The organism is Actinomyces israelii DSM 43320 (assembly GCF_000711965.1).
GTDB classification, from domain to species: domain Bacteria; phylum Actinomycetota; class Actinomycetes; order Actinomycetales; family Actinomycetaceae; genus Actinomyces; species Actinomyces israelii.
In genome coordinates, this window is sequence record NZ_JONS01000023.1 from 20,130 (window position 1) to 43,154 (window position 23,025).

General features: G+C 69.8%; 21 protein-coding genes. 11 read left to right on the forward strand and 10 right to left on the reverse strand.

What is annotated here, in order from left to right; genetic code table 11:
• Positions 1-599: 599 nt before the first annotated feature.
• From O145_RS09290 to O145_RS09300, 3 genes are all read left to right on the forward strand, one after another.
• Positions 600-1,646 (forward strand): FecCD family ABC transporter permease, encoded by a 1,047-nt coding sequence (locus O145_RS09290; protein ID WP_052374916.1) that lies wholly within the window; start codon positions 600-602, stop codon positions 1,644-1,646.
• Entirely contained in the window at positions 1,643-2,548 is a 906-nt protein-coding gene (locus O145_RS09295) for an ABC transporter ATP-binding protein (RefSeq protein ID WP_084682504.1), read from the forward strand. The genes O145_RS09290 and O145_RS09295 overlap by 4 nt, the downstream gene beginning before the upstream one ends.
• Positions 2,549-3,069: 521 nt before the next feature.
• Complete coding sequence (locus O145_RS09300; protein WP_043562406.1) at positions 3,070-4,146, forward strand: ABC transporter substrate-binding protein; 1,077 nt, start codon at positions 3,070-3,072, stop codon at positions 4,144-4,146.
• A 304-nt stretch (positions 4,147-4,450) separates the two neighbouring features.
• Here the strand turns inward: O145_RS09300 and O145_RS09305 are convergent, their stop codons facing one another.
• Entirely contained in the window at positions 4,451-5,593 is a 1,143-nt protein-coding gene (locus tag O145_RS09305) for a phosphotransferase family protein (RefSeq protein WP_084682506.1), read from the reverse strand.
• Positions 5,594-5,834: 241 nt separating this feature from the next.
• Here O145_RS09305 and O145_RS09310 point away from each other — a divergent pair, with 241 nt between their 5' ends.
• A complete protein-coding gene (locus O145_RS09310; protein ID WP_043562407.1) occupies positions 5,835-6,464 on the forward strand; it encodes an LppU/SCO3897 family protein in 630 nt (209 codons plus the stop codon).
• A gap of 52 nt (positions 6,465-6,516) precedes the next feature.
• Here O145_RS09310 and O145_RS09315 read toward each other — a convergent pair whose 3' ends face one another.
• The 7 genes from O145_RS09315 to O145_RS09340 form a co-directional block, all read right to left on the reverse strand.
• The gene (locus tag O145_RS09315) at positions 6,517-7,101 is read right to left on the reverse strand and encodes a P-loop nucleotide/nucleoside kinase family protein (RefSeq protein ID WP_229118477.1); all 585 of its coding nucleotides are present in this window, start codon (positions 7,099-7,101) and stop codon (positions 6,517-6,519) included.
• Positions 7,101-7,976: a zinc metalloprotease HtpX gene (gene htpX / locus O145_RS09320; protein WP_043562408.1), complete on the reverse strand. Its 876-nt coding sequence runs from the start codon at positions 7,974-7,976 to the stop codon at positions 7,101-7,103. Before htpX ends, O145_RS09315 begins: the two co-directional genes overlap by 1 nt.
• A 331-nt stretch (positions 7,977-8,307) precedes the next feature.
• On the reverse strand, positions 8,308-8,628 hold the full coding sequence (locus O145_RS09325; RefSeq protein WP_229118478.1) for a HigA family addiction module antitoxin: 321 nt from the start codon (positions 8,626-8,628) through the stop codon (positions 8,308-8,310).
• Complete coding sequence (locus O145_RS17335; RefSeq protein WP_084682507.1) at positions 8,606-8,887, reverse strand: type II toxin-antitoxin system RelE/ParE family toxin; 282 nt, start codon at positions 8,885-8,887, stop codon at positions 8,606-8,608. Before O145_RS17335 ends, O145_RS09325 begins: the two co-directional genes overlap by 23 nt.
• A gap of 47 nt (positions 8,888-8,934) precedes the next feature.
• Complete coding sequence (gene ald / locus O145_RS09330) at positions 8,935-10,050, reverse strand: alanine dehydrogenase (protein WP_043562410.1); 1,116 nt, start codon at positions 10,048-10,050, stop codon at positions 8,935-8,937.
• An 80-nt stretch (positions 10,051-10,130) separates the two neighbouring features.
• Positions 10,131-11,618, reverse strand: coding sequence for an FAD-dependent oxidoreductase (locus tag O145_RS09335; protein ID WP_043562411.1), 1,488 nt, complete (start codon positions 11,616-11,618; stop codon positions 10,131-10,133).
• Positions 11,619-11,858: 240 nt separating this feature from the next.
• On the reverse strand, positions 11,859-13,079 hold the full coding sequence (locus O145_RS09340) for a glycoside hydrolase family 32 protein (protein WP_052374918.1): 1,221 nt from the start codon (positions 13,077-13,079) through the stop codon (positions 11,859-11,861).
• 168 nt (positions 13,080-13,247) lie between these two features.
• Here O145_RS09340 and O145_RS09345 point away from each other — a divergent pair, with 168 nt between their 5' ends.
• The 7 genes from O145_RS09345 (at position 13,248) to O145_RS09370 (ending at position 20,555) form a co-directional block, all read left to right on the forward strand.
• Complete coding sequence (locus O145_RS09345; RefSeq protein ID WP_084682513.1) at positions 13,248-14,579, forward strand: ABC transporter substrate-binding protein; 1,332 nt, start codon at positions 13,248-13,250, stop codon at positions 14,577-14,579.
• Positions 14,569-15,525, forward strand: a complete 957-nt coding sequence (locus O145_RS09350) for a carbohydrate ABC transporter permease (protein WP_229118479.1) — start codon at positions 14,569-14,571, stop codon at positions 15,523-15,525. Before O145_RS09345 ends, O145_RS09350 begins: the two co-directional genes overlap by 11 nt.
• Positions 15,525-16,364: a carbohydrate ABC transporter permease gene (locus O145_RS09355; RefSeq protein ID WP_043562412.1), complete on the forward strand. Its 840-nt coding sequence runs from the start codon at positions 15,525-15,527 to the stop codon at positions 16,362-16,364. The genes O145_RS09350 and O145_RS09355 overlap by 1 nt, the downstream gene beginning before the upstream one ends.
• Before the next feature lie 44 nt (positions 16,365-16,408).
• The gene (locus O145_RS09360) at positions 16,409-17,761 is read left to right on the forward strand and encodes a NosD domain-containing protein (protein WP_043562413.1); all 1,353 of its coding nucleotides are present in this window, start codon (positions 16,409-16,411) and stop codon (positions 17,759-17,761) included.
• Positions 17,762-17,912: 151 nt separating this feature from the next.
• Positions 17,913-18,962, forward strand: coding sequence for a LacI family DNA-binding transcriptional regulator (locus O145_RS09365; protein ID WP_043562414.1), 1,050 nt, complete (start codon positions 17,913-17,915; stop codon positions 18,960-18,962).
• A 409-nt stretch (positions 18,963-19,371) separates the two neighbouring features.
• A complete protein-coding gene (locus O145_RS19180) occupies positions 19,372-19,704 on the forward strand; it encodes a hypothetical protein (protein WP_229118480.1) in 333 nt (110 codons plus the stop codon).
• Positions 19,704-20,555 carry a NosD domain-containing protein gene (locus tag O145_RS09370; protein WP_229118484.1) on the forward strand — a complete coding sequence of 284 codons (852 nt, stop codon included), beginning with the start codon at positions 19,704-19,706 and terminating at the stop codon, positions 20,553-20,555. Before O145_RS19180 ends, O145_RS09370 begins: the two co-directional genes overlap by 1 nt.
• A 424-nt stretch (positions 20,556-20,979) precedes the next feature.
• Here O145_RS09370 and O145_RS09375 read toward each other — a convergent pair whose 3' ends face one another.
• Both O145_RS09375 and O145_RS09380 read right to left on the reverse strand, forming a co-directional pair.
• Positions 20,980-21,639 (reverse strand): RloB domain-containing protein, encoded by a 660-nt coding sequence (locus O145_RS09375; protein WP_043562415.1) that lies wholly within the window; start codon positions 21,637-21,639, stop codon positions 20,980-20,982.
• Between the two features lie 9 nt (positions 21,640-21,648).
• Complete coding sequence (locus O145_RS09380) at positions 21,649-22,977, reverse strand: AAA family ATPase (protein ID WP_043562416.1); 1,329 nt, start codon at positions 22,975-22,977, stop codon at positions 21,649-21,651.
• Positions 22,978-23,025: the final 48 nt, after the last annotated feature.

Genomic DNA, 23,025 nt, shown 5'->3' on the forward strand with positions numbered 1-23,025 from the left:
ACCCCGAACAGCCCCAGCCCCGAGCGCAGCGCAGGGCCACGGCCACGAGCCGAGACGCGAGTCCGGTCGCGACGCCGGGAGGCGCGCGCCGGAGGATGTGCGCGCCGGGGCCGCAGCAGAGCGCGCGCCGAAAATCGGCAGGGCGCGACAACGGTGCGTCGACGTTGGGAAGACGCGTTCGCATTCCGCCCGGAGTGCCGCGGGCCCGGACGGGGTGGGCGCGACCGCGCCGCCGTCCGAGCCCAGCCACGACCGGGACCGACTTGGCGGACGCACGAGCCGAGCAGCAGGGGGACGCCCGTCCCCTTGGGGCCGTCATCTGGGCGCTCGGCCCCGAGGCCGAGCGGGGCTGCACGGCAAAAAGGTGGTTCCCACGCACTTTTAAGGCGGTCGGCGACACCGGGTCCGAGAGAAATCGGCGTGATTCCGCGGCTCCACGACGAGGTCGGGGTGGGGTCGGTGTTTAAAAGTGCGTGGGAGCCACCTTTTTCCAGGTTTCGGACGCCCGCAACGCTGTGGAACCGCCGCTGCCACCATGACGCTAGCCTGCCTCAAGTCCTCACGCGACCGCTCACCGACCCAGAACCCCGGGACTCACTATGACCGCTTACAGCCTGCCCTCGACCCGCCGTCGGCCGCCCCCAGTCCTGCTTCTGACGCTCGGCCTCGTCCTCCTTGCCGCGACTGCCATCGCCGCACTGGCGATAGGACGGGCCATGCTCTCCCCCGGCGAGGTCATCGCCGTCCTGGCCCGCTCCCTGAGAGGGGACGGCGGGGTCCAGCTGGCGAGCAGGACGATCGTCATGGGGGTGCGCCTGCCCCGGGTCGCGGCCGCCGCCATGATCGGGGCGGCGCTCGCCGTCTCGGGCGCCGCCTACCAGGGGCTGTTCCGCAACCCCATGGTCTCCCCCGACATCCTCGGAGCGAGCACCGGCGCCTCCTTCGGCGCGGCGCTCGCGCTGCTCGTCTCGGTGAGCCGCTCGGGGGTGCAGGCCGCAGCCTTCGTCGGCGGGGTCATCGCGGTCCTGCTCACCTACGCCTCGGCGCGCAGCATCGGCCGGGGGACCAGCCAGGTCCTGCTGCTGGTTCTGTGCGGCATGATCGTCTCCTCCCTCTTCCAGGCCTTCGTCTCCGCCGTCAAGTACACCGCCGATCCCGACTCGAAGCTGCCGGAGATCACCTACTGGCTCATGGGGTCGATCGCCAAGGTGACCTGGTCCGACCTGACGCTGTACGCCGTCCCGTTCGTCGTCGGGCTCATTCCGATCATCGCGCTGCGGTGGCGGCTGAACACGCTCGCCTTCGGCGAGGAGGAGGCCGAGTCCCTGGGCGTCAACGTCGCCGCGCTGCGTGCGACCTGCATTGTGTGCGCCACCCTGCTGACCGCCTCCAGCGTGGCCATCTCGGGCGTCATCGGCTGGGTCGGGCTCATCATGCCGCACCTTGTGCGCTTCATCGCGGGGCCCGACAACCGGATCGTCGTGCCCCTGTCGGTCGTCCTGGGCGGCGCCTTCCTCATGCTGGTCGATACCGCCTGCCGCACGGTCATGCCCTCCGAGATCCCACTGGGCATCCTCACCAGCGTGATCGGTGCGCCGCTGTTCTTCGTCATCCTCCTGCGCAGCCAGCGAGGGGCGCGCTCATGAGTCCCCGGCCCGAGGGCCCCGCCGGCGACGAGCAGACGCCGGCCACGCCCGGGGCGACCGGGAGTCCCGGCGCGGTTGAGGACCCCAGCGCACCCGCAGAGCCCCTTGCGCCCGTCACCATCTCCGCGCGCGGCCTGGCCTGCGGCTACCGCGGCCGACCGGTCCTGGAGGGCATCGACCTCGACGTGCGCCGCGGCCAGGTGCTCTGCCTCCTGGGTCCCAACGGGGTGGGCAAGACCACGCTCTTCCGCACCCTGCTCGGCCACCTGGCACCGGTGGCCGGCACCGTCAGGATCGCGGGCCGGCTGCGCTCGGCGCTGTCGCGCCGTGAGATGGCCCGCGCCATCGCCTATGTGCCCCAGCTTCACGAGCCGCCCTTCGCCTTCACGGCGCTCGACGTCGCCCTGACCGGCTGTGCCTCGCGTCTGGGCCTGCTCAGCTCGCCGCCTGCGGCCGAGCGCGCACGCGCGGCTGCGGCCCTGGAGCGCCTGGGCATCCCCCACCTGGCCGAGCGGCCCTTCACCGAGCTCTCCGGCGGCGAGCAGCAGATGACCCTTATTGCGCGGGCCCTCGTCCAGGACGGCGCGATCTTCGTCATGGACGAGCCGGCCGCGGCCCTGGACCTGCGCAACCAGGCGACCGTGCTGGCCACCGTGCGCGGTCTCGCCGACGAGCTCCACGGCGTGGTCATGACCTCGCACAACCCGGACCACGCCTTCATGGTCGCCTCCCGCGCCGTGCTCCTGACCCGCGAGCGGCGCATCCTGACCGGGCCGGTGGACGAGGTGCTCACCGAGGAGAACCTGCGGGAGGCATACGGCACGCGCGTGCGGGTCATCGACACAGTCGACGACGACGGTCTCCCCACGCGCACCTGCGTGCCCTCGCTGCGCCCCCTGTAGCTGGTGCGGGGCGGGCGACGCAGGCACGCTGACGTGGATGCGGGAGAGCCTTCGCCGAGATCGGTTCATTTCCGTATCGAGATCGGTTCTGGCGCGACGTCGCGTGCGCAGACGGTCGGGGCCGGCGCCACCCGGCAGTGAGTGGGGTGCCGCGTCCCCGGCCCCACTCGCGCCATCTGGGCTGCCGGGGTTGTCGCGCGCGTGCGGGCCGCCGGCCCTGCCACCACCGGCCAGCGGCCCTCAGGCCTTCACCTGGCACCCGCCGGCCCGGTGAGCGACCGCTCGCGGCCGCAACGCCGGCCCAGATGCACCCGCCGGCCCGGAGCGCGAAAAGCGGCGAGCCGCCAGACAGACGAGCACGGCGGCGCACCGCACTCTCCGGTGAGCCCGCCCAGAACTCAACGCAGATAAGAAAACCCGTGCCACATTTTTCGTGCCCACGAAAACATTTTCTGGAAACGTGAGGCATTTGCGACTAGGGTCACAATGAGTCTCTTGCACCGCCACCAATCGGAGCTCCTATGACCGCGCACATCCCCACGGCCCTCTCCCGCCGCGATATTCTCAGGCTCGCCGGCCTCGGCGTCGGCAGCGCCGCTGGACTGGGCCTGCTGGCCGCCTGCGGATCCAAGTCCCCCTCCACGGACTCGGCCACCCAGACCGTCACCGACATGACCGGCACCGAGGTGGAGGTCCCCCTCAACCCGACCGCCTACGCCGACGGCTGGTACGCCCACAACGAGGTCACCATCATGCTCACCGGCGCCGAGGGCCTCGTCGCCACGCACTGCGACCCCAAGAAGTTCCCCTGGATGTACAAGGTCTGCCCGAACATGTCCAAGGCGACCTCGACATTCGGCGACGACTTCAACTTCGAGGACCTGGTGGCCCTGGGCCCGCAGGTCATCTTCGACTCCAAGGATACGCTGCGCGACAAGGCCACCGAGGTCGGCATCCCGCTGGTCAGCTGCGCCTTCTCCACCTACGAGGAGATGAAGCAGTCGATCGCCCTGACCGCCCAGGTCTTCGGCGGGGACGCCCCTGGCATTGCCGAGAAGTACAACACCGAGCTGGACGACGTCGTCAACGCCGTCAAGGCGAAGACGGACAGCCTGGCCGACGCCGACCGCCCCACCGTCATGCACGGGAACAGCGTCTACACGACCAACCTCGACGGCACCGGCACCATTATCGACACCTGGATCGAGGCCGCGGGCGGAAGGAACGCCGTCGACTCGCCCACCAGCGACGCCAACGCCCAGTTCACCACGGAGCAGATCCTCTCCTGGAACCCCGACGTCATTATCACCGGCAAGGCGGGCGAGGTCGAGCAGATCCTGTCCGACTCGACATGGGCGAGCATCAAGGCCGTCCAGAACAAGAAGGTCTACGTCAACCCCAAGGGCGTCTTCGGCTGGGACCGCTACGGGGTCGAGGAGCTCCTCCAGGTGCAGTGGGCCTCTCACCTTCTTCACCCGGACCTCTTCGCCGACCTCGCAATCGAGCAGAAGGTCAAGGACTTCTACAGCACCTACCTCGGCTACGCGCTGACCGACGACGAGGTCTCCCTCATCCTGGCCGGCAAGGACCCCCAGTAGAAGGCGCCCGGCGCAAGCAGGCGGGGAATGGCGAGGGCGCGCACGGGATCACCGCCTCCGCCCGGGTCGGGCCGCCGGCCGGCGAGGTGACCGTCAGCCTCCCGTCCACGCCGTCGAGCCGCTCCGCCAGACCGGCCAGGCCGTGGCGTGCCTTGGCAGGGGCCGCTCCCCCGACGCGTCGGTGACCGGGCGGCAACCACCCTGGTGCTGGGAGGCGCCGGCCCGCCGGCGGTCGGGCTCGTCGCACGCCTCCTGCGACATCTCCGAGCGCTCCGCGCCGCGAAGCCGGGCACCCGGTCACCCATCAACGACCGGCCGCGAGGACCGCGCCCAGGCCCGCCGCCAGGTCGTCGGCCCAGTGCGCGTAGCGGGGGCTCTGCCCGGCGAGGCTGAGGCAGTACAGGAGGTTGGGCAGGCGGTCGAGCAGCTCCCAGGCGTCGCGCCGAGCCAGAAGCCGCTGCGGGTCGGCGGTGCGGGCGTCGGCCTCCCAGGTCGGCCGGTTCCCGGAGCGCGGGCGCGCTTGTGGAACCGCACCTCTGTGAGCCCTCTCCGCGCCGAGGCGCCGGAGGCACCCGGCGTACTCAGACACGAAGGCGGCGATCTCGGGCCGTCCCATGGGCGTGTACCAGGGGCCGCCGACCACCCGCCCGCCGATGAGGGCGAGGTCCTTGGCCGGGTCGCCGGGACCCGCCCACTCGAAGTCGATGAACCGGGGCGTTCCGTCGGGGGCGAGGATGATGTTGGTCAGGACCGCGTCCCCGTGGATGAGCGGGTGGGTCGGGACGCCCTCGAAGGCAGGATCGAGGCGCTCGAGCGCCCGGCGCCAGGGATCCAGAAGGGGGACGACCCGCGGATCGCGGAGGGTGCGCGGGTGGTGCTCGCGCCACCAGGACAGGAGGGTCCGCCCCTCCCGGGAGGCGGTCGGGACAGGAGCGGGCCCCGAGGCGCTGGCGTCCGGGAGCGCGGGGGCGGCGTCGGGAGCCGCCAGGGCGAGGTGGAGCCTGGCGATCTGGGCCGCGAGCGCGCGAGCCGGACCCGGCCCCCAGTCCCGGGCCCGCAGGACACGGCCGGGCACGTGGGTGACCACCATGTAGGGGACGCCCAGGATGTTGTCGGTGCCGGTCTCCGCGGCGACGGCGCTCGTGCCCAGCCGGGCCGGGACGCGCTGGAGGACGGCGAGCTCCGCGGCCATGGGCCGGGGCATCTGGTGGGGCTCGCGCCGCGGAACGCGCACCACTCTCGCCGTCGAGCCCGAGCGGACCAGCCAGGCCGTGTAGCTCTCGCCGCTCCCGAGCGGCTCGACCTGGGCGGGGCCGGCCGGAACGCCCCGCAGACCACCGGCCTCGGCGGCGGCCCGGATGCGGCGGCCGAGGTCGACGCCGGGCGGGGCGAGGCCGCCCGCCCGTTCGGGGCCCGGGAGCGCGGACGACGTCGAAGAGCTGCTCACGCCCTCATCTCACCATGCTCCCCGGCTGATCCCGCCTCACCGGCACGACCCGATCGCACGCGTCGCCCCGCCGCCGGTTAGTATTCACGAGTCGGTCCCACCCCGATCGGCCTGCCGTCAGCGCTGGAGGTCCTCGTATGAATCCGTCCTCCCCAAAGCCGTCGTCGCAGGCGTACCCGGCATTGCAGCAGCCACACCCGTCTGCGCGCCCGCGGCGGGCCCGCCGCGGGCGCGCAGACGGGTGTGGCTGATCGTCCTCGCAGTCCTGGTGACAGTCATCGGCCTCATGGCGGCGTTCTGCGAGTTTATGATCTGGGCCACGTCCACGTACTCGGCCAAGCGCTCCATCGAGAACGCGAGAGCCGGCAGCTGCGTCACCAACGTCCTGATATCCGACCCCGAGTCCTCTATCACCGACTGCAGCTCCGCCGACGCCGCCCACCGGGTGACGGGCCGTGCGGAAACCGCGACGGCGTGCGCGCTCTTCCCCGGGACCGACACCGTCTACGACACGGGCAAGGACTTCGTCTGCCTGGCCGAGACCGACACGGCCCCGGACACCGCCGTCAACAGCGTGAAGACCGGCGACTGCGTGACGCTGGAGGCGGTCACGGCCGTCTCGCAGAAGGCCGTCAAGACCGACTGCGCCGACGGGGGCGTCCACCCCGTGCTCGCCGTGCTCAACGACGTTGAGAAAGGGCCTTCCTCCGGTGAGGACCGGTTCGACTACTACTCCGGGCTCTGCGCCCGGGCCGGGGCGGCCGACGTCGGCCTCTTCTACTCCTGGCACATGCGCCGCCTGCCCTACAGCGGCAGGTACAGCGGCAGCCCGGCCTCCGACATCGTCCTGTGCCTGGGGCCGCAGCACTGAGCAGCACCGGGCCCCGTTCCCGACCACGCGACGAGAGCCCCCGCCCGCCCCGTCAGGCCCTGCCGCGAGCCGCGTCGCAGAGCTCGACGACGGTGCGCGCGAGGCGGGCCGGGGCCTCCCGGGCCGTGTCCGCCCGGAGGTCGGCCTGGGGCCAGGGCTCGTAGTCGCGCCGGAGCACGGCCCGCCAGTCGGGCAGGACCAGGCCGTCGATGTCGCTCACCCGCTGCTCGACACGACGGCGGTGCTCGGCCGCATCGGAGCAGACGAGCTCCACCCCGAGGAGGGCGGCGCCGGCGCCGGCCGCCGTCCGCGCCCACAGGCGCCGGGTGACTGGCAGGGGGTTGACGCACTCGACCAGGACGTCTCCCCCGGTGGGCAGGACATCGGCGGCCACAGCCGCGGCCGCCCAGTAGCCGGCTCCGCCGGGAGCCCCGGGCAGCATCTCCCCGCTGTCGCGCAGGGCCTGCTCGATGGAGTCCACGCGCAGCCAGGTCATGCGCCGCTCCCTCAGCAGGGCGCGGCACACGGCGGTCTTGCCGACGGCGGGCAGACCGCCGACCACCGCCAGCAGCGGCCGCAGTCCGCCTCCGCGGGCACCGGCGTCGGGAACCGTGCGCCCCGTGCTCGCAGCCGCCATCAGTACCCGGCCATCCGCTCCAGGCGGGCGATGCGCTGCTCCATGGGCGGGTGGGTGGAGAAGAGGTTGCGGACCCGCCCGAACGGGTTGGCGATCATCATGGAGGACACGGGCTCCACCCGCGGGTCCCTGCCCATGGGCACGCGCGAGACGCCCGACTCCAGCTTGCTCAGGGCGCTGGCCAGGGCCAGCGGGTCCTGGGTGAGAACGGCCCCGTCGTGATCGGCGTCGTACTCCCGGGTGCGCGAGACGGCGAACTGGGTGACGCTGGCGGCCAGCGGGGCGAGCAGCACCATGAGGAGCAGGGCGAGGCCCGAGGCCCCGTCACGGTCCCGGTCGCGCCCCCCGCCGCCACCGAACCAGAGGAACATGGTGGCCGCCGAGGAGATGATCCCGGCGATGCCCGCGGCGATGGAGCCGGTGAGGATGTCTCGGTTGTAGACGTGGGAGAGCTCGTGGCCCAGGACCCCGCGCAGCTCGCGCTCGTTGAGGAGCTGGAGGATGCCCTGGGTGCAGCACACGGCGGCGTGGGCCGGGTCGCGCCCGGTGGCGAAGGCGTTGGGGCTGATGGTCGGGGCCACGAACAGGCGCGGCATGGGCTGGCCGGCGGCCTCGGACAGCTCGTGCACGATCCGGTACATGGCCGGGGCCTGGGCCTCGGTGACCTCGATGGCGCCCATGGAGCGCACGGCGAGCCTGTCGGAGTTCCAGTAGGTGTAGGCGGTCTGGCTGACGCCGATCAGCGGCATGATGAACAGCCAGATCGACGACCCCGTGCCCTTGGCGAGCACCCAGCCGAACAGGAGGAGCAGGCTCCACAGGCCGCCCATGAGAACGGCGGTCTTGAGCCCGTTGTGGTGGTTGGCACCGGTCATGGCCGTAGTCTATGGACGCCGGCTGTGTGCGGGCTGAGTCGATGCCGTCTTCCTGCTGCACGGCGGACGCGGCCGGACCGCCCGCGAGACGAGTGGCACCGAGTGCGGGGCGGAGCCGCGGTTCCCCTTCGTCGAGATCGGTTCACTTCCGGCTCGAAATCGGTTCGGGGCGCTCGCCGGGCACCTGTGATGTCTCAGAAGATCGGTCGCCGGGTGCCACGACTCCTCAAAAGTCGGCCTCCGGGAGCTCTCGGAGCGTCGATGGGGACAGCCGCCCGCACCCTGTTGGAATCGATCGGCTCAGGACGGGGCGAGCCCGCCGCCCCGCCGTTCACGCGGCCTGGATCGGCGTGATCGCCTCGATCTGCTCCGCAAGGCCGTCCTGTGCGACGTCAAGGTCGTACTGGCTCTGCAGATTGAGCCAGAACTGCGCCGATGTGCCGAAGTACCGGCCGAGCCGCAGAGCGGTATCCGCCGAGACGCCCCTGCTCCCGTGAACGATCTCATTGATGCGGCGCGGCGGGACCCCGATGGCGACGGCGACCCTGTGCTGCGTGACGCCGAACCCCTTGATGAAGTCCTCCATGAGGACCTCGCCCGGGTGAATCGGCTCGATTCTGTCGACGCTCTCAGTGGTAGTCAACGATCTCAACCTCCTCAGGGCCGGCGTCGGTCCACACGAAGCAGATCCTCCACCGATCATTGATACGGATACTGTGCTGTCCTGTCCGATCCCCTTTGAGTGCCTCCAGCCGGTTTCCCGGAGGCCGCCTCAAGTCGTTAAGAGACACGGCGGCCGCAAGCTGACGGAGCTTGCGGAGCGCCGTGCGCTCGATCCGCGGATCGAGCGCATGAGAGTGCAATCGGCTCCATAGACGTTCGGTGTCATAGCTCGCGAACGACCTAATCACACTGACAGGATAACCGACTTAACGCGTCCCGTCAATAACGCTCAGCGTTAGGCGAGCAGGTCGGCGACGTCTGCCGTGGGCAGGCCGAGGGCCTCGCCGACGCCGGCGGTGTACAGCGCGCCGGCGTGGGTGCTCAGGCCCCGGGCCAGGTCGGCCCGCGCCCGGCAGGCGCCGCGCCAGCCGTCGTCGGCCAGGGCGAGGGCGTAGGGCAGGGTGGCGTTGGTCAGCGCGTAGGTCGAGGTGTGCGGCACGGCGCCGGGCATATTGGCCACGCAGTAGAAGACGGTGCCGTCCACCTCGAAGGTCGGCGCGGAGTGGGTGGTGGGCCGGGAGTCCTCGAAGCAGCCGCCCTGGTCGATGGCGATGTCGACCAGCACGCTGCCCGGCCGCATGGACCGGACCGTCTCGCGCGTCACCAGGCGCGGGGTGCGGGCCCCGGGCACGAGGACGGCGCCGATGACCAGGTCGGCCCCGGCGCAGGCGCGGGCGACGTCGAGCTCGGTGGAGAAGCGGGTGCGGATGGCCCCGCTCGATACCTCCTCGATGCGGCGCATGGCCGCCGTGTCGATGTCGAGGACGGTGACGTCGGCCCCCATGCCCGCCGCGACCCGCGCGGCGGCCAGGCCGGCGGTGCCGCCGCCCAGGACGACGACGGCGCCGCGCCGCACGCCGGCCGCGCCTCCCAGCAGGACCCCGGCCCCGCCGCGGGGGCGCAGCAGGGCGTCCGCGCCCACCTGGGCGGCCAGGCGTCCGGCGATCTCGGACATGGGGGCCAGCAGGGGCAGGGCGCCGGAGGCGGTCGCCACGGTCTCGTAGGCGATGGAGGTGACCCGGCGGGCGAGGAGCGCCTCGGTCAGGGGCCGGTCGGCGGCCAGGTGCAGGTAGGTGAACAGGAGCAGGTCGGGGCGCAGCAGAGGGTACTCCTCGGCGATCGGCTCCTTAACCTTGAGGATCATCTCGGAGTCGGCCCACAGCGCCGACGCGTCGCCGGTGATGGCGGCGCCGGCGGCGGCGTACTCGTCATCGGGGATGGCGGCGCCCTCCCCCGCCCCCGCCTGGACGGTCACGGCGTGCCCGCGCCGGGTGAGCGCGTGGACGCCGGCCGGGGTGATGGCGACGCGGAACTCGTTGTCCTTGATCTCGGTGGGAACACCGATTCGCATGATTCCTCCTCCGTGGTGGACGTGGCATGGGCCGAGAACGGACCTGGTGCGCCCCGACCAGAACCGGCGCGAGGGCCCGATCAGCCCTTCAGGCGGCCGGCGACGCGCTCGGGGACGCGGTCGTCCTCGGGCTGGCCGATGAGGTCCTCGGGGACCTCGGTGGAGCGGGAGATGGCGGTCATGGCGTCGCGGGAGACGACCTTGACGCGCTCGCGCGGCTTGGACGCGCCGCCGGTGACGACGACCTCGCCGTAGCTCTCGCCGAGCTCGCGCTCGTAGGCGTCCAGCAGCTCCCAGCCCTCCCAGCTGGTGAAGGGCACGCCACGGGACTCCAGGAGGGAGATGAGGGCGTCGTGGCCGACCTGCTCCTCATCCTGGGTCTCGGCGTGCAGGAGGCCGGCCTTCGCGTCGGCCACGAGGTTGGCAATGGTCTCCTGGGCGTCGGACTTGGTCGATCCGATCAGCCCCACCGGGCCGCGCCGGATCCAGCCCGTGGCGTACAGGCCGGTCAGGGGCTCGCCGTCCGCGCCGAGCACGCGCCCGCCCTCGTTGGGCACGACGTGGCGCTCGGCGTCGAAGGGCAGGCCCTCGATGCTGCTGGAGGCGTAGCCGACGGCCCGGTAGACGGCCTGGACCGGCCAGTCGTGGAACTCGCCGGTGCCGGTGACGCTGCCGTCCCCGGTCAGGCGCGTGCGCTCGGTGCGCAGGGCCCGCACGTGCCCGTCGTCGTCGGTGAGGACGGCCGCGGGCGCCTGGAAGAGGTGGATGTGGATGCGGTGGGAGGCGGTGAGGTCCTCGGGGTCCTGCATGGCGTAGCCCTCCAGGGCCTTGACCACCTGGCGCTGCTGGTTGGAGGCCTTGAGCGCCGCCTCGCTGCCGGCGTCGTACTCGAAGTCCTCCTCGTCGACGAGGACGTCGACGTCGGCCTGCTTGCCGAGCTCGCGCAGCTCCAGAGGGGTGAACTTGACCTGGGCGGGGCCGCGGCGGCCGAAGACGTGCACGTCGGTGACCGGGGACTGCTGGAGGGTGGCGGCCACGTTCGCGGGGATCTCGGTGGTCATGAGGTCGTCGGCGTGCTTGGCCAGGACGCGGGAGATGTCCAGGGCGACATTGCCGACGCCGATGACGGCGACCTCCTTGGCGCTCAGGTCCCAGGTGCGCGGGTGGTCGGGGTGGCCGTCGTACCAGGAGACGAAGTCGGCGCCGCCGTAGCACTCGGGGGCGTCGACGCCGGGGATGTCGAGGGGGGCGTCGGTGTCGGCGCCGGTGGAGAAGATGAGGGCGTCGTAGTGCTCGTGGAGCTCGGCCACCGAGATGTCGCGGCCGACCTCGACGTTGCCGATGAGCCGGATGTCCCCGCGCTGGAGGATCTTGTAGAGGGCCACGATGATCTGCTTGATGCGCGGGTGGTCAGGGGCGACGCCGTAGCGCACGAGGCCGTAGGGGGCGGGGAGCCGTTCGAGCAGGTCGATGCTCACGTCGAGTCCGGACTTCGACAGGATGTCGGAGGCGTAGATGCCGGCGGGGCCGGCGCCGACGACGGCGACTGACAGGGGGTGGGTGGGCACGGGACACCTTCTCGCTGCGGATGGGCCAGCCGGTCGGCGGGCCGCGGACAGTCTACGGAAACCCGGCGCCGGCGCCGACGACGATTGTGTCACTTCCTGTCGCACCGCCCTCGTCCCTCCGCCCCAGACGACTGTCCCGCCCGACTCCCCCGCCCGCGTCGCGTGCACCTCCCGTCGGGCGCAGCGAGCCCGCCCCGCCAGCCCGGCCCGCCAGGAGGCCGGCGGAGTCCGCGGGCGGTCTCAGGGCGTGGCGGAGGGTGCCGGGTCCAGCACCCGGACGTCGAGGTCCGTGCCAGCGGCGACGGCGAATCCGCAGGTCCCGCAGCACACTTCGACGATGGGGCCGTCGACGACGAGTGCGATGGTCGTCGTGGGGGCCACGGGCAGGGTGATGGACGCGCCGTCCTTCTGCTGGACCCGGATGCCCGTGGAGGTGCGGTGGAGGACCGTCGTCGCGCCGGATCCGTCACCGATACGCAGGTCGCCGTCGGTGGGGCGCCACTGCGTGAGCAGCGGTGCGTCCGGCTCCCAGGCCCTGACCGCCGCCTCGACCTCGGGATGGACGCGCATGACCAGCTCGCCGTCGACCATCGACAGACAGTAGGCGACGCTGTGCGCCCCGGCCCAGCCGGCCTGCTCGTCGAGGGCGCCGCGCATCCAGAAGACGAGGCACGGCCGGCCCTGGCGGTCGCGGAAGAAGGAGGGGGCGTAGTAGCTCTCGCCGTAGGTCAGCCGGCGCCACGTGTCGGGGCGGAAGCGGCCGTCCTCCCAGCGCCCAGTGGCGTAGACCACGTAGTGAAGGACGTCGTCGTCCCATACCGAGGTCACCAGGACGTCCCGACCGTCGACCGTGAACATCTGCGGGCACTCCCACAGGGTCCCGGTCCAGACCGGATCCGTCTGCGCGCCCGACCGGGACGCGGCGATGCCGTCGTAGGCCCACGTGCGGCCGTCGGGCGAGGAGAACGAGGCCGCGGCCGCGGTCCCGTCGCTCAGGGCCGTGCCGACGAGCATGCGCCAGCAGCCGGCGTCCCGGAAGACGAAGGGGTCGCGGAAGGCGATGGCGTCGAGCTCGGGGGGCAGGTCGACGACGACTGCCTCCTTGACCCAGTGCGTCCAGTCGGGGTCCGTGGGACGTGCGACGCGAACGCGGCCGATACCGAAGTCGGGCACGTGGACGGAGGTGTAGTAGGCGCGTGGGCCCAGGTCGTCGTCGCGGGCGATCGAGCCCGACCACACGCCGTCGTCGCCGTCGCCGGGCTCGAGGGCGACCGGCTGCTCGCGCCAGCAGACGAGGTCGTCGCTGACGGCGTGGCCCCACCGGCACGCCGGGCTCCAGACCGTGCTGGCCGGCACGTGCTGGAAGAAGAGGTGGTAGCGGTCGTCGACGACGCTCAGTCCGTGGGGATCGTTGATCCAGCCGGACGTGGCGGTGAAGTGGATGCGCGGGCGTGAGGTCATGGTCATCCTCCTTGATGCGGCAGGGCTCGTGCCCCCGGTGGCGTTGGTTCCAGTATGGGGGTTTGACACGACGTTTTGGCAAAACGTATTGTCATGCGTACGGGGTCACACTCGGGTGGCCCTGCTCCCCATCTGCACAGTCGCAAGAAGATCGGAGGCGAAGTGACGATGCTTCGCAACAGTCCCCCACAGCCCCGGGGAGGAGGATCCTCACCGGGCGCGCACCTCGCCAGGCGGACCGTCCTGGCGGGAGGCCTCGGCCTCGCCACGGCGGCCACGCTGGCCGCATGCGGAGTCGGCGGAGGCGGGTCGTCCGCCAGCAGCAACTCCCTCACCGTCCTGGTCGAGGCGGGAGGGCACGGACAGCTCCAGCCCATCGCCGACCAGTTCCAGACGGACACGGGCACCGCCGTCTCCTTCGTCGAGCTGCCCTACGACGGCCTCTACAACCGTCTGAGCAGCGAGCTCAACGGCAACGCCGTGTCCTTCGACGTCGCCGCTCTCGACGCCATCTGGCTGTCCGCGTTCCGTGGCGCTCTCGTCCCGCTGGACGACCTGTTCACCGACGAGGTCAAGAGCGACCTCTTCCCGTCTCTCGTCGAGGAGGCGGCACCCGACGGGACGTTCATCGGCATGCCCGCGTGGACCAACGCGGAGATCCTCTACTACCGCACTGACCTGCTGGAGGATCCCGCGCACCAGGCCTCCTTCGCGCAGGCCTACGGCTACGACCTCGTCCCCCCGACGACGTGGCAGCAGTACCGCGACGTCGCCGAGTACTTCAGTGAGACGGCGGACGGCGGCCTGTACGGCACGGACGTCAAGGGAGCCGTCGAGACCGAGTGGCTCGCCACGCTGGCCCAGACCGGTGAGAGGACCCTCGTCGTCGACACGGACGGCACCGTGTCCCTGGGTAACGAGAACAGCCTCGCCGCCCTGGACTTCTACACGAGCCTCCTGCCGTACGCGCCCTCCGGGGCAGCCCAGCTGGACTGGGCCGGCGCACAGAACCTGTTCAACCAGGGCCAGCTCGCCCTCATGCGCTTCTGGGCGCACGGCTACCGGCAGGTCCCCGAGGACTCTCCCGTCGCCGGACACGTCGGTGTCGCGCCGATGATCGGCGGAGCAGCGGGCCCGGCGGGCGTGCCCGGAGCGTGGTACCTCTCGATCGCCAAGGGCAGTCGCAAGCAGGACAAGGCCCGCGCGTTCATCCAGTACGCCTACGACCACAACGGGCTGAGCATCGACACCAGCCTGGGCCTGGCCGCGCGCATCTCCGCCCTGGAGGCGCGCCAGGACGAGGCCGGCTTCGAGCACTTCGGCCCCCTGCTGGAGACGCTCAACGCGCCGGCCACCCTGCCCCGCCCGGCGCTGCCGCAGTGGCAGGAGATCGTTGACACGGTGCTCATCCCCATGATCCAGAAGGCGATGGAGCCCGACGCCGACAACGCCGAGCTCCTGAACGAGGCGCGCAAGGGGGTCGAGAACATTGTCGGCTGACACCTCCGCCCCCGCCCGTCCCACGCGGACCCGGCCCTCGCGGTCGCGCCGTCAGGGTCTCCAGGTCACTGACCGGCAGTTCGCCACGCTCCTCATGGTGCCGGCGACCGTCTTCCTCATCATCTTCGTCGGCTGGCCGCTCCTGTCCTTCGTGAAGGACTCCTTCTTCGACATCGACCCGGTCACCGGGCAGCGCGCCTTCGTCGCCCTGGACAACTACGCCAAGGCGATCGGCGGCTCGGCATTCCGCAACGCCGCGTGGCGGACGGCCGTCTACACCGTCATCGTCGTCTTCTTCGAGTTCTGCCTCGGTCTGGCGGTCGCGCTGCTGTTCTCCCTCATCGGCAACTCCTCGCGGGTGTTCCGGACCGTCTTCCTGTACCCGCTCATGATCGCCCCGGTGGTAGCGGGCCTGCTGTGGCGGTTCCTGCTCATCGACAACTTCGGGATCGTCAATGAGCTTCTCACCCGCGTCGGGGTCCTGGACTCAGCCAGCGACATCGCCTGGCTCAGCAACCCGGACATCGCCCTGTTCTCGGTGGCGATCCCCGACATCTGGCTGACGACGTCCTTCATGACCCTCGTCCTGTTCGCCGGGTTGCAGAACATTCCCGGCGACGTCATCGAGGCGGCGCGGATCGACGGCGCACGCGCCCCGACGATCCTGTTCCGGATCATCATCCCGCTCCTGCGCCCAGTTATCGCCGTCGCGCTCATCATCCGCGGTATCGACGCCGCCCGCGCCTTCGACGTCATCCTCATCCAGACCAACGGTGGCCCCCAGAACAGCACGGAGGTCATGTCCATGCTCATCTACCGCACGATGGTGAGATTCGGCGATCCCGGACTCGCGAGCGCAATGAGCACCCTCTACCTCATTGTCATGATGGTGGTCGCCTCGATCGCGGTGCTCGCCATCTGGAAGCCCGGAAGCGAGGAGAACTGATGGAAGGCCTCCAGGTTAAGCGCACACCGACCAGGATCATCCTGTGGGTCGTGCTGGTCGTGACGGTCCTGCTCTATGCGTTCCCGTTCCTCTACATGCTTCTGACGTCGTTCAAGGCGCCGTTGGAGACGATCGCGGTCCCGCCCAGGATCCTGCCGAGCCACTGGACGATCGAGAACTACACGACCGCACTGTCGCGAGAGGGAGTGCTCGCCTCCTTCGTCAACGGCGCCATGACCGCCGTGCTGAGCACGGCCGTGTCCCTCGTGCTCGCGGTCCCGGCGGCGTACGCCGTGACCAGGTTCCGCACCCGCTACGGCCGGATCTTCATCGTCCTCGCGCTGGTCATGAGGATGGTGCCGCCGATCGCCGTCGGCGTGCCGATGGTCCAGATCTTCCAGTCCATCGGCCTGTACGACACGACCTTCGCCCTGGCGCTGGCGCACGTGACCATCTCCCTGCCGCTGTCGGTATGGCTCATGTCCAGCTTCTTCGAGTCCGTCCCGGTCGAGCTGGAGGAGGCGGCGAAGATCGACGGGGCGAGCCGGCTGGGCGCCCTGTGGCGCGTCGTGCTGCCGGTGACCTCGGGAGGCATCGCGGTGACCGCGATCTTCGCGTTCCTCGCGTCGTGGAACGAGTTCCTCTTCTCGCTCCTCCTGACCGCCTTCCGCTCCCAGACCACGCCCATCGTCATTGCGAACTTCCAGACGCAGTTCGGACTGGACTGGGGCGCCATGACCGCGCTCGCCGTCCTGTACTCGCTGCCCGTCATCGTGCTGACGATGCTCATGCAGCGGCACATCGTCGCCGGTATGACGCTCGGCGCCGTCAAGGGCTGACCGGCACGTGAACCGCCAGTCCCTATGAGAGGAGTGAGGAAGCCATGACCGCACCCAACAGGTACGACGTGACCGAGTGGCCCGGGGGCGACCCCTACGACGACATCGGCGCCGTCATCAACAGCATCATCGCTGACGTCAAGCGCCGTCAGAGCACCAAGGACGAGGACGACGGCGGACGGCCGGGAGCCGTCATCATCATCCCGCCCGGTGACTACCACCTGCGCACGCAGGCGGTCATCGACATCAGCTATCTGCGGATCGAGGGCTCCGGGCACGGCTTCACCTCCTCGAGCATCCGCTACAACGTCCCGCCGCAGCAGTGGGACGCGCTGCACGAGCTGTGGCCGGGAGGCAGCCGGGTCCTCGTGGACCTGCCTCCCGACGACGATGGGGACCAGGCCGCGGGCGCCGCCTTCCTGGTTGCGCGCGAGGGCAGTCCCCGGATCAGCTCGGTCGAGTTCTCCGGCTTCTGCATCGACGGGCTCCACTTCAGTCCCGACGGTGTCAGCGAGAACCCGGAGAACTCGTACCGGAACGGCAGGACCGGCATCTACGTCAGGGATCCGAATGACTCGTTCAGGATCTCCCAGATGGGGCTGGTCTACCTTGAGCACGCCATCACGATGAGAAAGGCCGACGCCCTGTCGATCCACGACAACTTCATCGCGGAGTGCGGCAGCTGCATCGAGCTGCTCGACTGGGGGCAGGCCTCCAAGGTGACGGACAACCTCATCGGCGCCGGGCCGCACGGACACTCGATCTACGCGGAGAACCACGGCGGGCTGCTCATCGCCACGAACAACGTCTTCCCCCGGGGTGACAGCAGTGTTCACCTCTCGGGCGTGACGCGTTCCCTGGTGAGCGCCAACCGGCTCCACTCCTTCTACCCCGGGGTCATCATCGTCGCCGGCAACAGCGCTGAGAACCTCGTCGAGGGCAACCATCTGCTGCGGGACCACGAGCCCTGGGCGCCCTTCCTGGAGGTGACCAACGGCCGCGACGACTCCTACGGAGTCATCCATGTGGAGGGCAACGACAACACGATCGTGGGCAACCACGTGTCGATCTCCGTGGACTCAACCACCCTGGAGGCAGGGCCCGAGGCGATCGTCGGCGTGCGACTCGCCTCGGGGAGGGGGAACTACGTCTCGACGACGCACGTCGTCGCTCACGACGTCGCCCGCAGCAGCGGGGAGTCGGCCTTCGAGGCGCAGGTCAGCGCGCTGCTGTCGAGTGCGGACCTGCGGGCCCTGGACGTCGTCACGGTGCACGTCGACTCCGCCTCGACCGCGAACACGGTCATGGACTCGGGCACCGAGGCGGAGGTGGTGATGGACCGCGGCGCCAACGCGTTCCGCCCCACCCCGCGCCTCGGGACGGTCCGGGACAGGTGAGGGGCGTGCGGTGCAGCGGTGGTGGCGGCTCCGGGCGGCCGGCTGCCGGGGGCCCGGAGCCGCCACCACCGCGGACCGTGACCGCATGAGCAGCGGGGGAGGGTACAAATGGTGTTGTCACCGTCCCGGACACGCAGGGAAGGCAGGTCGCATGGCAGCGCGCAGGGGTGTGGGAATCCGCGATGTCGCGCGTGAGGCCGGAGTCTCGGTGACGACGGTGTCGCATATCCTCAATCGGGTCCCCTACGCGCGCGCCAGTGACGCGACACGTGAGCGGGTACGCGCGGTTGCGGCTCGACTCGGCTACGAGCCCAACCGCATGGCCCGCAGCCTTCGCACTCAGAGGTCGGACATGATCGGCCTGCTCAGTGAGGACATCGCGACGACGCCCCACGCCGGCCAGATCATCCTGGGCGCCCAGGAGGCGGCGCGTGAGGCAGGGCTGACGATCGTCCTGGTCAACACGGAGCAGGATCCTGAGGCTGTCGACAGGGATGCCGACGTCCTGCTGCGCCAGTCCGTCGACGGTGTTCTCTACGCGACGATGTACCACCGCGTTGTCAGGGTTCCGGGAGTGCTCTCCGGCATCCCGACCGTCCTCATCGACGCGCAGGATGCGCAGTCACGTGCGCCCTGGACGGTTCCCGACGAGGCGTCCGGGGCGCGTGCGGCTGTCGAGGAGCTCATCGAGCATGGACACCGCCGCATCGGGTTCCTCACGAACACGGATGACGTGCCCGCCACCCACGGTCGGCTCGCGGGGTACCGGACCGGCCTGGAGGCCGCGGGTCTCGCCGTCGACGACTCACTCGTCGTCGCACGCCCGTCCGAGACGCCCGGCGGGTACGAGGCGGCCCTCGAGCTCCTGAGCCGGGATCGGACGGCGACCGCGCTGTTCTGCTACAACGACCGCATGGCGATGGGAGCCTATCGCGCAGCGGCGGAGATGGGACTGCGCATCCCCGACGACCTGTCGATCGTCGGCTTCGACAATCAGGAGATCATCGCCGAGGGCCTGTTCCCCGCGCTCACGACGGTGGCACTGCCGCATTACGACATGGGCCGGTGGGCGACCCAGCAACTCATCGCGATACTCGCCCGCGACGAGGAGGACGGTCAGATGGACGGTCCCGACTCGGCCGTGCTGCCGTGCCCTCTCGTACGCCGCTCCTCCGTCGCGTCGCCCCGCGCCCGCGCATAGGGACGTCGGACGCCGCTACGGGCTCCGGGGACCTCTTTCACCGGGAGGCCGAACAGCCGAACCGGTTGAGTACCGACTCATCACCGGGACGATCCCAACGATCGATCCTCGAGGTGGCAGAGGCTCATTCATGCTCACTCACGAAAGGAGGCAGCACATGAACACCCACGTCCCGCTGACACGACGCGCCGCCCTTCGCGCCGGCACCGCAACCATGACAGCGCTGGCGGTCCACGGCATGGCAGGAGCGCCGACGAGCTCGGCCTCGCCGGCCAGGGGAGCGGATCGAGCGTCCGCTCCGGCCCCATGAGGGTCGTCGCCGGCCGCGCGCGGCGGTCGCAACCGCATGTGGGTCTCCTGTGAGACCCGCGACCACACCTCACACGAATCGACACAGAAGGATCATGACATGGCAACCGTGTATGACGTGACGGACTGGAAGCCCCGAGGCAAGCCGCTCAACGTCTACGAGGACATCGGCGCGGTCATCAACGCGATGATCGCGGACATCAAGTCCGCTCAGACCGACCAGGCGGCCAAGCCCGGCGCCGTCATCTACATTCCGCCGGGTGACTACTCGCTGAAGACACGCGTCGTCGTCGACATCAGTAACCTGACGATCCGGGGATCCGGCCACTCCGGTACAACACGGATGACACGTCATCGTGGCACGAGATCAACCCGGGATCCAGCCACGTACGGGTCGAGAACACCGACGGAAACGGCGAGGCCTTCGTCGTGATGCGCGAAGGATCTCCCAGAGTCGGCGCAGTCGTCTTCGAGAACTTCTGCCTGGACGGCACGTCCTTCGGGTCCGATGAGAACTCCTACGTCAACGGCAAGACAGGAATTCTGATTGAGACGGACAATGACGCCTGCCGGGTTCGAGACATGGGGATGGTGTACCTCGAGCACGCACTCATCGTCCGCGGCGCTGACGCCCTCGATGTCTCGGGCAACTTCCTCACCGAGTGCGGCAGCTGCGTCGAGCTTCTCGGCGCAGGGCAGGCGACGAGGGTGTGCGACAACCACTTCGGCGCCGGCCCGTACGGTTACTCGCTGTTCGCGGAGAACCACAACGGTCTGCTCATCAGTGGAAACAACATCTTCCCGCGTGGGATCGACTCAGTCCACCTGCGCGACTGCTTCCGGACGAACGTGTCCTCCAACCGGATGCACTCCTTCTACCCTGGCATGATTACCCTTGAGGGAACCTGCAAGGAGAACCTCATCTCGTCCAACATGTTCGAGCGTCAGGTCGAGGGATTCCCACCGTTCATCGACGTGAGCAACGGGCTTGACGACGACTTCGGAGTTGTGCAGGTCAACGGCGATGGAAACACCGTCGTGGCGAACCACGTGACGCTGATCATCCCTCCGGAGAGGCTCCATCCGGCGGGGGTCGTCCCGACGGTGTTCCGTATCAGGCGCGGAGACCAGAACGTCGTGGGGGCGAACCATGTCGTCTCGAACCTGGAGCTCATGACTGTCTACCTGGACGCGGAGACGACGAACTCGCACGTCTTCGACTCGGGAGCGGAGAGCCAGTTCCACAGCGACTCCGAGAGCTTCGGGTTCCGTCCGACGCCGTAGGACTCGCCGGGCGTGGCGAGACCGACCAACGATCCGCGCGATCCGAGCCGTATGAGCACGGCACGCACGATCAAGGTCGGTCTCGCCGCCCCGACCTGCCCGCACGACCACTGGACCGAAGACATCGTCACAAGCCGGGACGAGCGGATCAGCGTACGGAACAGCCACGGCAGCGGTCCCGACGGCGCCTCGCTCTTCCCGCGAGTCCCGGGGCGCCCAGCCGCATCAGCGCACGAGCGAGCGCACCGGGTGCCGCATGCGGCACCGACCCGGGCGCATGGACTCGTCTGACGCGTATGAGCGGTGCGGGACTGCCACCACCTGAGACGGACACAGTCCCGCGCTGCTCTCCTGCGCCCACCAGCATCCAGCACCCGACTGGAGAAACCCCGCACCGGGCGACGTGACCGGATCCTCACCCGCCTCACTCTTCCTCCGAGTCGCGGGGTACCCACCCCCGAGCCCGCGCCCGCTCATCCAGGTAGGCAATGAGAAGCGGCAGCTGCGAGGAGCGCTCCACGGGCCAAACGTCGTCATTGCGCTCATCACCGAGGAACTGGAGTTCCTGTCGGCAAGCATCCTCGGTCCGTCTAATCAGCCACTTTGGGATCTCTTCTCCTTTCTTGTAAGCACTCCACTGCTCCTTGACGAGCCGGAGAGCCTCCCCGCGGCTCGTCGGCCGCGACGGCTTGTCGAGGTGCTGCAGAAGCCACCCCTCGATCGACACCGCCTGAAGCGCGCTCCTATGGTGATCCGCTTCCCGCCACTTCTCAAGCAACTTGCGATGCACCTCATTCTCATCGACATCGCACACCACCCAGATCGTTATCTTAGGACGACCCTCGGGCTCCGCACGCCTAGCCTTATCCAACAGGTCCTTGAGAGAGGTCCGGGAACCCGAACCGGAATGGTGCCACCGCGGAGCGAACACACGAGGGTACCGGTAGTCCAGCAGCGCCTGCAGGTAGGACTTCTCCGTCGCGCCCTCGACGATAAGGTCGATGACTTCACGAGGCTGTCTGACGCCCGTTGCCCGTGCGCCTCGCCGCTGGTCCTTCGGCGACGTCCTGCGCCTCTTCCCCACAACTCCTCCTCACACCCGGGGGACGCCGCCGATGCGGCCAGACATGTAGAAGCCCAGGAGATCAGCGTCCTTCCTCACCCCGGCGTCCGCGAAGTCCGAGACCCGCGTCAGCTCGGACTGCCCGTCCACCTTGTCGGCCAGCCAGATCTCGTCACGGCGCAGCAGATCGGCGCGCATGAGCTGGATCTCATGCGTCGTGAAGATGAGCTGGCGGCGATCCCCTGGCCCCAGCCCGTCGAGGAAGGAGGCGATGAGCTCCTCCGTGAGCCTGGGGTGCATGGAGTTCTCCAGCTCGTCCACCACGAAGACGCTCCGCTCGTCCACCTCCCGCAGTTGGAAGAGGATCGGCAGGAGGTTCATGAAGCGCCGCGTCCCGTCAGACTCCTCCCGCAGAGGCAGGCTGAAGGAGCGCCGGTCGTCCGCTCCCGGCCCTGTCTCCGTCTCATGGTGGGCCACGAGCCGCCGCACCACCGGCTCCCCGTCATCGTCAACAGTCAGGAGTGCATGGTCGCCGTCGCTCGTCGCGAGCATGACCGTGCCACCCGTGTCCCGCAAGGATTCGATGAGCCTGTCCACCTCACCGCCGGGAATCGACAGGGCTCCGACGCGCATGTCCTCAAAATCCAGTCTGGAGATACCCGTGTCCGCTCGCGTCAGACCGGCGTTCATCGCGTCGGCGAAGACGGCGTCGACATCCAGCCGGCTCGGCAGGTGCACGTACTCGGCCCCCGGGTGGATGACCGTGAGATGTCGGGCGAACCAGTTGTAGGCGAGACCCACGGCGCCCTGAGACTCCGCCCCGAGCACGCCCAGGAAGGTCTCGTTGCCCGCAATGACCGTCTTGTGCGCGTTCGCCTTCGGGTCCTCGTCAAGGTCCCCGTACAGCTCGATCCCGTTCTCGTCACGCTCGAAGAGGACCTCCTCGGTACGGGAGCGCACCTCGATGAGGGACTCGCGGTGGATGCGGCGCCGGTCGGCGACGACGTCGTACAGGAACACGCGGTCCTCGACCGCCCCGCCCGGCCCGGGGGCGCCGGCGACGAACTCGACGGTGAACGCCGTAGGCTCACCCACGCCCTTGAGGAGGTGGGGCGTCAGCCGCAGCATCGCCCCGACGGGCCTCGCCTCGAGGACGAGGCCCCGCAGCGCCTCCAGCGCGTCGACGAGCGTGGACTTCCCGGAGGCGTTCGCCCCGTAGATCGCGGCGACCGGCAGGATCCGGGAGCGGCCGACCCTCGCCAGACGCTCGCCGTGGCGGCGCTCACGCGTCGCCACCATCGTGAACTCGACGGGCTCGTAGTAGGACTTCCAGTTCCGGACTCGCAGGTACCGCAGCATCGCCAGCCTCCTGTCCAAATGACGCAGACTTTCTGCATCAAATGTACC